The organism is Mucilaginibacter sp. OK283, assembly GCF_900110415.1.
GTDB lineage: Bacteria > Bacteroidota > Bacteroidia > Sphingobacteriales > Sphingobacteriaceae > Mucilaginibacter.
On the sequence record NZ_FODR01000016.1, the window covers coordinates 73,476 to 85,239 of the forward strand.

An 11,764-nucleotide genomic window follows, 5' to 3' on the forward strand; every position below is an offset into this window, starting at 1 on the left:
AGATTTAACTATTATGTATGGGCTACTTTTTTTTCGGCCTTATCAAACGGGTTAAGGTTGTTCAGTATAAAATATAGCAAGGTTGAGGTGCTTTGCGCTACGGTGCTTTCGTTGGTGTTTATATACAGGTCGGGAGCGTACGGAACATCAAACTGCGCGTTAATGCCTGTCAGGTTTTTTAGTTTGTCAGGGTGTCCATCGGGTAAAAAAGCTTTTTTGTAAAGTCCCTTGGTGTCGCGGCTGATGAGCTTTTTTACCGGGCAATCAATATACACAATGTTTACATGCTTGTATTTTTCGGCAAGTTCGCGACGCATTTCGTCATATGGGTTTATAGCGCTCACTATGGTAACAATTCCGTGGGCCGAAAAACGGCTGGCCACAAAGCCCAACCTCCGGATATTTTCGCAACGATCGGCCTTGCTAAAGCCCAAATCGCGGCAAATTTCATTGCGATATTCATCGCCGTCAATTATTTCAGTCCTAATGCCAAGCGCTGTTAATTCATTTGCAACATTTTTAGCCAATGTTGTTTTACCAGCTCCTGATAATCCGCAGAATAAAAGTATCATATCTCAAATAATTTATGTTGATGATGAGGCTCAAAAGCACTGCAGGTTACCTTTGATGGGATGAACATAATAAATTAAATTACGGGTTAATTTTATTGTAATGTAAATACTTCTTTACAAACAAGCAGGCTTGGAAGGCCAATGGGTGAAAAACCGCTAAATTAAGCTGTATCAGCCATTTTAGCATGAAAAATCAAGGGTACGGGTAAAGGCACCAGAGTGATACATCTAACAAAAATGTTACCTTATCACCCCCGGGGCAAGGCCTTAATTTGGGCAAAAGAAAGGTTAATGCAGTATTTTAAACATCAGTTCTTTCATCAACTCGCCGTGGGGTGCGTTTGATTCAACACCTTTGCTTTTTAGGTCGTACTCACGCAAATAGCTGATGATTTGCATGGTTTTGGAATAGTTGTAGCTGCGGCCGGCCAGCTCATAATCTTTTACAAAATACGGGTTTACCCCAATTTCGCGGGCAACGTTTTGGGGCGATTTATCTTTTACATAATGATAGGCCAGCACCTTGCTAAAAAAATTATTCAGGTTACCCAATACAAGCACAATGGGGTTTGCCTTAGGGTTTGCCTCGAAATAATTAATAATCTGGTTAACCTTTAAAACATCCTTTTTACCAAGGGCGGTTTGCAGCTCAAATACATTATACTCTTTACTGATGCCGATGTTGTCCTGCACCAGTTTTAGGGTAATCTCTTGCCCGGCAGCTATGTTCAGCATTAGCTTTTCCAGCTCGTTGGCTATTTTAGATAAATCGTTGCCCAGGTATTCAGATAACATGGCCGATGCCTGTTGGTTTATTTTATAACCTTTATCGCTGATAAAGCCCTCTATCCAGGCGGGTATCTTACTATCATACAAAGGAGCCGACTCAAAAATGAGCCCGTTTTTTTCAATTGCTTTGTATGTTTTTTTGCGTTTATCAAACTTGCCATATTTGTAACAAAACACCAGAATGGTACTTGGCAGGGGTTTTTCCAGGTAGCTCAATAATGGGTCGATGCCTTTTTTGTTGTCATCATCCTTGCCCCATTTCATGTCCTGGGCCTCTTTCACCATTACTACCTGGTAATCGGCCATCATGGGGTAGCGTTTGGCCGCATTAAGTACGGCCATCATCTCGGTATCTTTACCATATACCACGGTTTGGTTAAAGCCCTTCTCGGCCTCTGGCAGCAGGTGATGTTCAATGTAGTTGCTCACTACATCAATAAAATAAGGCTCTTCGCCGTGCAACAGGTACAGGGGCTTGTATTTACGGTTCTTTATATCCTTTACTATATCTGCTGCGGTCATTCTTTTTAAGTCAAAATTCAAAAGTCAAAATTCAAAAATGACTTCCTGGTTCTTTTAAGTCAAAATTAAAAATTCAAAAGTCAAAAATGACTTTTTGGCTGAGTATTCAAAATTAAAAAAACGAAGCGGTAAAATGTTGCTATTGCCATAATGTGGAAAGTAATATTTGAATTTCACTTATCTTATTCACATTACTTCCTATTTTTGAATTTTGACTTTTTAATTTTGACTTTTGAATTTACCACCTCTCAATCTTCCTCCCTATCCTTTTAAAATAAGCGACGATAACGGGCAGTTGAGCTTGTTTGATGAAATCCGTAAAAAAAACATAATACTTACACCCGAGGAGTGGGTGCGGCAGCATTTTGTACAATACCTCATCAGGCAAAAAGGCTATCCGCGTTCGCTCATCCGGCTCGAGGGTGGCCTTAAGCTTAACGGGCTGCAAAAACGCACCGATATAGTAGTATTTGACAGCAGCGGGCAAAGAATTTTGATTGTAGAATGCAAAGCGCCATCCGTTAGTATCGATCAAAAGACTTTCGATCAGGTAGCCCGTTATAATATGGTGCACAAAGTATCGCTATTAGCGGTAAGCAACGGCCTGCAGCATTTTTATTGTACCATTAATCACGAAAGAAGAAAATATCAGTTTATTGAAGAGTTGCCTGCTTACAGCAAACCTGTTTAAGCAGCGCGTACCAGGAGGTGCATTTTCTCCAGCAGTTCGTCGGGCTTAAATGGTTTCGAAACATAATCGTTCATACCGGCCTCAAAAATTTTCTCTTTAATATCCAGCAGTGCCGAAGCCGTAAGGGCAATAATAGGAATGTGCGATTTTTTAGGATCGGCCATTTTTCTGATCTCCATGGTGGCATCAAGACCATTCATTACCGGCATTTGCAGGTCCATCAGTATAATATCAAAGTTGCCATATTGCATCAATTCAACAGCGCGCAGGCCGTTTTCGGCAACGGTTGGCTTTATGTTCCATTTAGATAATAGTTTTTTCATTAACATAACATTTACCATGTTATCTTCGGCAATAAGCACACGGATACCCGATATAACATCGGCTTTTTCACGCGGCTGCACCAAAGGAGTTATGGCTTTTTCAACTGCCATTTCTGTTGATACCGGGAACTCCATATTAAATGAAAACTCCGAACCTGAACCTGGTATGCTTGATATATCCATATGCAGGCCCTGTAAATCCAGCAAACGTTTCACAATAGCCAAACCTAATCCAGTGCCGCCGTACTGGCGGGTTGTGGTTAATGATTCCTGGGTAAAGGGCTCAAAAATACTGGTGAGGTTATGTTCTTCGATGCCAATACCTGTATCTCTTATCGCAAATTTAACCGTAACCGTATTGTGCCTATCCTCAAAACAGGTAACCCTAACCCATACGTTGCCTTTTGCAGTAAATTTTATGGCATTGCTTACCAGGTTATAAATAATTTGCGTAATACGGGTAGGATCGCCAAAAATTATCTTGTTGCAAAGGGAGCTATCCACGTCAAGCTTAAACAACAATCCTTTTTCTTCGGCCTTAATCATTTGCGCGCCGCAAATATTGTTCATTAGCTCAACCAGGTTAAAACGGATATTTTCAAAAACTAACTTGCCCGATTCAATTTTGTTAAAATCAAGTACATCGTTTACAACGGCCAAAAGGTTATTGGCCGAAAACTTCAGAATCTCAAGATTTTCTTTCTGATCGGCCCTCGGGTTGCCCATTATAAGCAGGTTGCTCATGCCTATTACCGCGTTTAACGGCGTGCGGATTTCATGCGACATTGTAGATAAAAACTCCGACTTGGCCTGGGTTGATTTTTCGGCTTTGCTTATTGCTTTTTCAAGCTGGGCGTTTAGCGCAACCAAATCTTCACCGCTTTCTTTCAGCTGTTTTATATTCTTTAAAAAGGCGGTATAAAAATGGCTGTGAATAAATATCAACAGGATAAAATTGGCAAAAAGGGTAATAATAATAGTAGATTGATCTATCCTGTCTGGCTTAATACTAATAACGTACCCCTTTGTGAATTCAATAATCATGAAAACCAATACAGGCATCGCATTCAACAACGAATAAATAAGCCCCCCGGTTTGCCCAAGCATGTAATAGCTAAATACAATAACTAATATAATTACCTGTACCGTAACTATATTTACAGTTTGTAAAGTAATATAAACTATGCTAAGGTTAACAATAGTACCCGCGCTAAGCAGTAAATGAGAAATTAAACGCCATTGAGGCCGGTATGTTAAAAATTTAAACAGCCCGGCTACACAAACCATTAATACACCAGCTGTATAGGCCAGCATAGTTTGACCCTGGAAATAAACACTCATGAAAACGGCCCCTAAGGCAATGAACACTAAGGGGAAACCAAAATAAAGCAACCGGATACGAGCCTGGTCAAGAAAAGGCTGCTCCTTTGATAAAATCCTGAAAATTGAAAAATTGAAAAAGCTTACTCCTTTATTCATGATTAAAGCACATTGCTTATACAAAAGGTATTATAGCGAATCAATTGACATTGAATACCTACTTCTACTTTGTATTTCGCAGCCTCTCGTTCATGCAATTAGCAAGCCAAATCAACCATGTTTTGTTCAATGATGCTCAATTTGGCTTCGGCATCGGCCTTTTTGCGTTGCTCAATTTCAATAATTTCGGGTTTGGCATTGGCCATAAAACGCTCGTTGCCAAGCTTCGCGTTAACCGCTTTAAGGAAACCTAAAAGGTAGTCCTTCTCTTTTACAAGCCTCGCGCACTCCACAACAGGGTCAAGCTTCTGGCTTAACGGAATAAAAAACTCATCGGTTGAAGCAATAAAATTAACCGCTCCTGAAACTTTATCGGCAACAGATGCAAACTCGCATATATTACCCAGTTTGGCTATAATCGCCGCGTACTGCAGGTAATTTATGCCCGAGTTTGATTTATATGAAAGGCTCAGCGCCTCTTTAGGCGAAATTTCATTTTTATTACGAATATTCCTGATTTGCGTAAGAACAATTTTTACTATCTCCACTTCTTCAAGTAGTTGTGTATTTATTTCCCCAATGTTTGGCAATTGGGCAACAATACAGCAGTCTTTTTCGGTGCGTTCGCCAAATATTTCATCATGCCATAATTCCTCGGTAAGGAACGGCATAAAGGGGTGAAGCACTTTCAATATATTCTCAAAGTACTGAACGGTAGCTGCATAAGTAACTTTATCAATTGGTTGCTGGTAAGCGGGCTTAATCATCTCCAGGTACCAGGCACAGAAATCATCCCAAACCAGCTTATAGGTAGCCATTAACGCTTCTGATAAACGGTATTGGCCAAAGTCATCTTCAATCTCGCCCAGGGCCTGGTTAAACCTGCTGCCAAACCATTCAATTGCAATTTTATTGGGGTTTTCAAGGCTATCATCAACCTCCCAACCTTTTAGTAATTTAAAGGCATTCCAAATTTTATTAGCAAAATTACGGCCCTGTTCGCAATAACTTACGTCAAACATCAAGTCGTTGCCGGCAGGCGAGCAAAGCAGCATGCCAACGCGTACGCCATCGGCGCCGTATTGCTCGATAAGATCAAGCGGATCGGGGGAGTTACCCAATGATTTCGACATTTTACGACCCAGCTTATCCCTTACAATTCCAGTAAGGTAAACGTTTCTAAAAGGTAACTCTCCCCTAAACTCATGGCCAGCCATAATCATCCTGGCTACCCAGAAAAACAGGATCTCGGGGGCGGTTACCAGGTCGTTAGTTGGATAATAATAGTTAATATCGGCATTATTAGGGTCTTTAAAACCATCGAATACCGATATAGGCCACAACCACGATGAAAACCAGGTATCAACCACATCGGGGTCCTGGCGTAGGTCGTCAGTAGTGAGTAGTGAGTTTTGAGTTTTGAGTTTTGCTTCGGCTAATGCTTCGTCAATGTTTTTGGCAATAACAAATTCGCCGTTTGGAAGGTACCATGCCGGGATTTGTTGTCCCCACCACAACTGGCGGCTGATGTTCCAGTCCCTTACGTTCTCCATCCAGTGACGATAGGTGTTTATAAACTTTTCCGGGATCAGTTTTATCTCGCCGTTTAGTACATAATCCAATGCAGGTTTGGCCATCTCGCTCATTTTGCAAAACCATTGCATCGATAATTTTGGCTCGATAACAGCATCGGTACGTTCGCTGAACCCGATTTGTGATTTATAATCCTCCACTTTGGCCAAAGCACCAGCTTCCTCCAGTAAACCGGCTATTTTTTTACGGGCCATAAAACGGTCTTCACCTACCAGTATCTGCGCCTTTTCGTTCAGCGTACCATCGTCATTTAAAATATCAATAACGGGCAGGTTGTGTTTTTGGCCAAGCTCATAGTCATTCAAATCATGCGCCGGGGTTACCTTTAAACAACCCGTACCAAAATCCATCGTAACGTATTCGTCCAGTATAACCGGGATCTCGCGTTTAATTAAAGGGATATAAACAGTTTTTCCGTGAAGGTGGATGTACCGCTCATCATTAGGGTTGATACAGATAGCAGCATCGGCCATAATGGTTTCTGGGCGGGTTGTGGCAATGGTTAAAAAGTTGCCCGTTTCGGGGGTCGAGGTGCCGGTAGCTGCAGCTGATTCTTCTTCACCCGCACCTGGCAACCCGCCACCCGCAACAGAATACCTAATATAATAAAGCTTTTGATTAACCTCTTTCCTGATAACTTCCTCGTCAGATACCGCCGTTTTTCCCTGCGGGTCCCAGTTTACCATGCGCACACCGCGGTATATCAGGCCTTTTTTGTACAGGTGAATAAAGGTATCAATCACCGCTTCAGACATTTCGGGATCCATGGTAAATTTGGTACGGCCCCAATCGCATGATGCGCCTAATTTTTTAAGCTGATCGAGAATGATACCACCATATTTTTCTTTCCACTCCCAGGCGTAAGTTAAAAATTCGGGGCGGGTAAGGTCTTTTTTGCTGATGCCTCGCTCTTTAAGCATGGCCACCACTTTGGCTTCGGTAGCAATACTGGCATGATCTGTTCCGGGTACCCAGCAGGCATTTTTGCCTTTCATGCGGGCGCGGCGTACCAATACATCCTGAATGGTATTGTTTAGCATATGCCCCATATGCAAAACCCCGGTAACGTTTGGCGGCGGAATTACTATAGTATAAGGTTCGCGCTCATCGGGCACCGATTTAAAAAAATCGTGCTGTAGCCAATAACTGTACCATTTATCTTCGGTTTCTTTAGGCAAATATGTTTTAGCAATACTCATAACGCGCAAAAATACGATTGTTAGGGGTTGATAGCAAATAGTTCATGAATCATGATTTAGTTCATGGATCATGGTTGATGGTTCATGGCCGAGATTTCTTCTTACTATGTTCGTGGATTATAGCTGATAGTTCGTAGCCGAATGTCGCAACGACGAATTTAGTTTGCTCCCCTGTTATAAAACGCCTTTTTACTATGAACCATGAACCATGACCCATGAACCATCAACTTCCAGTCACAATATTTTTGCAATTAAAAAGTTATAATACTACTCAAACATTAATTAGTCATGAAATCACTGCATATACACCGTTTTTGGCTCGATGTTTTAAAAAGGTCAAGGCTGGGTTTTGTTATAAACTGGTTTAACCGTTAAACGGTTGCGGGCAGGCTAGATACTTGCAAAGGAAGCGTACACCAACCGAGCATTTAGCTCTAAATCAGATTGAGATCTTTTAATGGCCCTACACCCTTAAAAACGTCTTCTTTTGGTACAAGTAATATAAAAACAGCCATTTTACCATCACAAAGGTAATGGCCATGGCTACGGCGTTAAACGGATCGCCTATGAGCTGGCCTATCCAGCCGAAGAAACCGTTGTTGGTATAACTCCATTTGATGAAGTGCCCCGATACGTAAATCAGGATGGAGTTCATGCCTATCACCCTAAAATAAAACGACCATTTTTGGCAGCCCAGCACATCAATAATATAGTAAAAGAAAGCCATCAGCAATAAGCTTAAACCGCCCACCTGCATTACAAACGAACTGGTCCACAGGTTTTTGTTGATAGGGAAATCGAGGTTCCAAACCTGGGCTATAATCAGGAAAGCAACACCGGCTATGGCAAGGATGGCTACTTTTTTCATTTGCGCCAGTCCCGTTTTTTTCAGGATGGTGCCGGTAATGATGCCCAGTAGCCCGGTACTAATGGCCGGGATGGTTGAAAATAATCCTTCGGGATCATGAATGCCCAAATATAGTTTTCCCGGCAGGATAACCCTATCCATGTAGGATGCAAAATTACCCTGCATGGTTAAATCGCCATGCGGATAGCCCGGGGCCGATGTGAATTTTAACAGCAGCCAATAGCCTATAATGAATACCCAAAACCAAACCATTTGCATGCGCTCGCTGCTATAAAGGTAAATAATATTGGCAAACATGTAGGCTATGCCTATGCGGCCCAGCACGCTTGCAAACCGGATATCTTTAATGGGCATAATATTTAGGCCGTTGTTTACCACCAGGCCCAGCAATACTAATATCAGTGCCCTTTTCATCACACGCAATACCAGTTGCTGCCTGCTTTTACCTTTCTCCAACTCGCGGCCAACCGAAAATGGAGTTGATACGCCTGCCATGAACAGGAATAAAGGGAAGATCAGATCGTATAAATGAAAACCGTTCCAGTCGGGATGGGTAAACTGGTTGGCGATGGAACCCCAAAAAGGCGATCCGGTGGCCTTGGCCATGGTATGAAATATCTCTTCGCCACCCATTATCCAAAACATATCAAACCCGCGCAAGGCATCTAATGAAAAAAGCCGTGTAGGAGCAGAGTTGATACTATCAGGCGCGGTATCGCCTGTAACGGTTTTTGCTTTGGCAGTCATTGTTTTACGGTTTATTGTGATGAACTAAAGATATAAAAAGAATAAACTAATTAAAATATTTTTTTTAGATGGTTGACTTTTTAAAATTTAGTAGTGAGTAGTGAGTAGTGAGTAGTGAGTAGTGAGTAGTGAGTAGTGAGTAGTGAGTAGTGAGTAGTGAGTAGTGAGTTGTGAGTAGGTGAGTTGTGAGTTGTGAGTTGTGAGTTGTGAGTTGTGAGTTGTGAGTTGTGAGTTGTGAGTTGTGAGTTGTGAGTTGTGAGTTGTGAGTTGTGAGTGTACATTATGTAAAATATCAAACCCAATCCAACCTAATCAACTCAATCCAACCCAATCAACTTAACCAACTATATCCCTACCTTTGCCGGATGTTAGAGATCGTATATCGGGATGAATACCTTATTGCTGTTAATAAGCCGCATGGATTGCTGGTACACCGGTCGCCTATTGCGGCAGAGGCCACGGAGTTTGCGTTGCAGATATTGCGCGATCAGATAGGGCAGAAGGTTAACCCGGTACACCGGATAGACAGGAAAACAGGCGGTATTTTACTTTTTGCGCTGGATAAGCAGGTAGAGGTGGCCATGCAGCAAGCTTTTATGGATAACAAGGTGCAAAAAAAATACCTGGCCATTGTGCGCGGGCATACCGTTGATACCGAGGATATTGATTATCCGTTACGCAAAGAGAACGGAACGTTGCAGGATGCTTTTACAACATACACCACGCTTAAACGTGCCGAACTTGATGTGCCTTTTGGCGCACACCCCACCTCAAGATACTCTATGGTTGAAGCCGTACCAACCACGGGGCGCATGCACCAGTTGCGTAAACATTTTGCCCACATATTTCATCCCATTATTGGCGATCGTACGCATGGATGTAACAAGCAGAACAAGTTTTTTACCGATACCTGGGATATGAACACCATGCTGCTTCACGCATCGCACCTGCAATTTAACCACCCGGTAACCGGGGAGCAAATCACTATAAATGCCGGTTTTCAGCCCGAATTTGCAAGGGTGATGGAAATAATGGGCTGGTAACGTTTTAGCTAAATGCTGGTAACGTTTTAGCTAAATAAAGTAAACAAAAGCGGCTTTGATTTGTAGGTAATGCAAATACATTAAACATGACAAAGCCTGTAGATTATACATTATATACATCAAATGGCGATCGCTTTATTACCATAAACCCGGTAACCGAGCCCACAACGGGGGGCCACATCCAGGCTACCGGTGTTTTTGGGTTGAACGAGGGCATGGTTGATTTGGGCGATATTGTTTTTGACGATAACATGAACCAGTGGGAGTACAGCGGCATGGGCGACCTTACACACCTGCAAGCTGAAGAAATTGCAAGTTTTATCAAAAACTATCATGAGCCTAACGCCGAAGACAGGGCGTTTGACGAGCATAGCATATTGTAACTACGGATAGTTTTTAGTCGGATGTCCTAAGTTCTAAGTCAAAAAATGACATTTGAGACTTAGAACTTAAGACTTCCGACTCATTTTTAGTTAAGGCTATGCTCAATATCTCCGGCCTTCAGCAGGCATGCTTTTACCGTACTAACAATGTCGGCAAGGCTAAAGGGCTTGGCTACAAAGGCATCAGAGCCATAGCTGCCCAATGACTCCAGCACCCGGGGGTAAGCCGAAACCATAACTACTGGTATATGGGCCGTGAGCGGGTTGGTTTTTAGCATATGACAAAGTTCGCCGCCGTTTATACCAAAAAGGATATAATCTAATATCACCAGGTCGGCGTTAAAAGCCATGGCCGATTTGCATATGTCATCGGTGTAATTTAAAATTTCAATCTCGTAACCCTCCATCTCGAGCACGTCTTTCATCACCTCAAGGATATCTTCGCTATCATCAAGTATCAAGATTTTTTTAGACATTTTTTATATAATTGGTACTTTTGATAACGTAGCGGATTTAAAATTTGTTTTTTGCGGCTACAACCTGCTGTTGTAATGTTTTGAATTACAGCTAAATATTTTTTTTGGTAACAGTCTTCTTACATTAAGCCGACAATTTTACAATTGTGCGGCGGCAAATAGGGTTAGGTTACTTTAAGGGCGGTTATTAAAGCGTTTACAGTTTGCAATACCCTATCCAGGCTTGTGGGGGTGTTGGTAACCTTGGCTATCATAATGCCGCCTTCAATAAGCGCTATCATAGATAGGGCGGTGCCGCTTAAATCTGCATCGGGCTTAAACTCACCCGCATCAATACCCGCTTGTATCAGGTTTTCTATCGATTTTTTCCAGCGGAGCACTGCCTGCGCGGCCTTATCTTTTAATAAAGGGTTGGTGTCGTCGGCATCAACGGCAGTATTCAAAATAGGGCAGCCACCTGCAGGGAATGTTGCCCGGGTAAAGCTGTGGTACACCTGGGCGTAAACCAGCAGTTTATCGTAATAAGTGCCGGCTTTTTGAATACGGTCCTGGATCTGTTTTCTCAGGATAGCCGAGTTATGATCAAATGCTGCGGCGGCAACTTCCTCTTTATTGGCAAAGTTTCCGTAAATGCTCCCTTTGGTAAGGCCTGTAGCATCCGTCAAATCAGACAGCGACGTACCGGCATATCCTTTTTTATTGAAGATGGGCGCGGTGGTTTCCACAATGAACTTGCGGGTGCGTTCCGCTTTTGATAATTCCTTTTCCATAATGTAAATATACCGGTTGGTATTTGATATTGCGAGTGTCTGTCAAGTAAAACCTGAAAAAAGCGTTATGACGGACAACGAAATATAGTTAAAACAATGTCCCAAGCTACCGTCATTGCGAGGTACGAAGCAATCCCGAACTATGTGGGACTGAGTATGTAGGGGATTGCTTCGTACCTCGCAATGACGGATATTTAATATTGATAGTCAGAAACTTACAATCACGTCATTATAATACGTTGATTATCAAGTGTGTTTTTTATTCCCCTCTTGAGAGGGGGCGTGGTGGGAGGTGCGTTGGCAGGGGTG

10 protein-coding genes are annotated in these 11,764 nt (G+C 42.4%); 3 read left to right on the forward strand and 7 right to left on the reverse strand.

Annotated elements, in window-relative coordinates; all coding sequences use genetic code 11:
- Positions 1-11: 11 nt before the first annotated feature.
- Both cysC and holA read right to left on the reverse strand, forming a co-directional pair.
- The gene (cysC, locus tag BMX56_RS27005; RefSeq protein WP_090652831.1) at positions 12-572 is read right to left on the reverse strand and encodes an adenylyl-sulfate kinase; all 561 of its coding nucleotides are present in this window, start codon (positions 570-572) and stop codon (positions 12-14) included.
- Positions 573-860: 288 nt separating this feature from the next.
- Complete coding sequence (gene holA / locus BMX56_RS27010; RefSeq protein WP_090652832.1) at positions 861-1,883, reverse strand: DNA polymerase III subunit delta; 1,023 nt, start codon at positions 1,881-1,883, stop codon at positions 861-863.
- 232 nt (positions 1,884-2,115) lie between these two features.
- Between holA and BMX56_RS27015 the strand changes: the two genes are divergently transcribed.
- The gene (locus tag BMX56_RS27015; RefSeq protein WP_090652833.1) at positions 2,116-2,574 is read left to right on the forward strand and encodes a type I restriction enzyme HsdR N-terminal domain-containing protein; all 459 of its coding nucleotides are present in this window, start codon (positions 2,116-2,118) and stop codon (positions 2,572-2,574) included.
- On the opposite strand, the gene BMX56_RS27020 is transcribed toward BMX56_RS27015, so the two are convergent.
- The 3 genes from BMX56_RS27020 to BMX56_RS27030 all read right to left on the reverse strand — a co-directional run bounded on the left by BMX56_RS27020 (position 2,571) and on the right by BMX56_RS27030 (position 8,783).
- Complete coding sequence (locus BMX56_RS27020; protein ID WP_090652834.1) at positions 2,571-4,376, reverse strand: response regulator; 1,806 nt, start codon at positions 4,374-4,376, stop codon at positions 2,571-2,573. The two genes, BMX56_RS27015 and BMX56_RS27020, sit on opposite strands and share 4 nt — an antisense overlap.
- Before the next feature lie 98 nt (positions 4,377-4,474).
- A complete protein-coding gene (locus BMX56_RS27025) occupies positions 4,475-7,168 on the reverse strand; it encodes a valine--tRNA ligase (RefSeq protein ID WP_090652835.1) in 2,694 nt (897 codons plus the stop codon).
- Positions 7,169-7,631: 463 nt separating this feature from the next.
- Positions 7,632-8,783, reverse strand: coding sequence for an acyltransferase family protein (locus BMX56_RS27030; RefSeq protein ID WP_090652836.1), 1,152 nt, complete (start codon positions 8,781-8,783; stop codon positions 7,632-7,634).
- Between the two features lie 365 nt (positions 8,784-9,148).
- Here BMX56_RS27030 and BMX56_RS27035 point away from each other — a divergent pair, with 365 nt between their 5' ends.
- Both BMX56_RS27035 and BMX56_RS27040 read left to right on the forward strand, forming a co-directional pair.
- Positions 9,149-9,826 carry a pseudouridine synthase gene (locus BMX56_RS27035; RefSeq protein WP_090652837.1) on the forward strand — a complete coding sequence of 226 codons (678 nt, stop codon included), beginning with the start codon at positions 9,149-9,151 and terminating at the stop codon, positions 9,824-9,826.
- A gap of 86 nt (positions 9,827-9,912) precedes the next feature.
- Complete coding sequence (locus tag BMX56_RS27040; protein WP_090652838.1) at positions 9,913-10,209, forward strand: hypothetical protein; 297 nt, start codon at positions 9,913-9,915, stop codon at positions 10,207-10,209.
- Positions 10,210-10,295: 86 nt separating this feature from the next.
- On the opposite strand, the gene BMX56_RS27045 is transcribed toward BMX56_RS27040, so the two are convergent.
- Together BMX56_RS27045 and BMX56_RS27050 are read right to left on the reverse strand one after the other, a co-directional pair.
- Positions 10,296-10,685 carry a response regulator gene (locus BMX56_RS27045; protein ID WP_090652839.1) on the reverse strand — a complete coding sequence of 130 codons (390 nt, stop codon included), beginning with the start codon at positions 10,683-10,685 and terminating at the stop codon, positions 10,296-10,298.
- Between the two features lie 164 nt (positions 10,686-10,849).
- On the reverse strand, positions 10,850-11,455 hold the full coding sequence (locus BMX56_RS27050; RefSeq protein WP_090652840.1) for a TetR/AcrR family transcriptional regulator: 606 nt from the start codon (positions 11,453-11,455) through the stop codon (positions 10,850-10,852).
- Positions 11,456-11,764: the final 309 nt, after the last annotated feature.

Bases quoted from the DNA above. Each gene is read 5' to 3' on its own strand.
- BMX56_RS27040 (WP_090652838.1), top strand. From the start codon at position 9,913: ATGACAAAGCCTGTAGATTATACATTATATACATCAAATGGCGATCGC.
- BMX56_RS27030 (WP_090652836.1), bottom strand. From the start codon at position 8,783: ATGACTGCCAAAGCAAAAACCGTTACAGGCGATACCGCGCCTGATAGT.
- BMX56_RS27025 (WP_090652835.1), bottom strand. From the start codon at position 7,168: ATGAGTATTGCTAAAACATATTTGCCTAAAGAAACCGAAGATAAATGG.
- BMX56_RS27050 (WP_090652840.1), bottom strand. From the start codon at position 11,455: ATGGAAAAGGAATTATCAAAAGCGGAACGCACCCGCAAGTTCATTGTG.
- cysC (WP_090652831.1), bottom strand. From the start codon at position 572: ATGATACTTTTATTCTGCGGATTATCAGGAGCTGGTAAAACAACATTG.
- BMX56_RS27045 (WP_090652839.1), bottom strand. From the start codon at position 10,685: ATGTCTAAAAAAATCTTGATACTTGATGATAGCGAAGATATCCTTGAG.
- BMX56_RS27020 (WP_090652834.1), bottom strand. From the start codon at position 4,376: ATGAATAAAGGAGTAAGCTTTTTCAATTTTTCAATTTTCAGGATTTTA.
- BMX56_RS27035 (WP_090652837.1), top strand. From the start codon at position 9,149: ATGTTAGAGATCGTATATCGGGATGAATACCTTATTGCTGTTAATAAG.
- holA (WP_090652832.1), bottom strand. From the start codon at position 1,883: ATGACCGCAGCAGATATAGTAAAGGATATAAAGAACCGTAAATACAAG.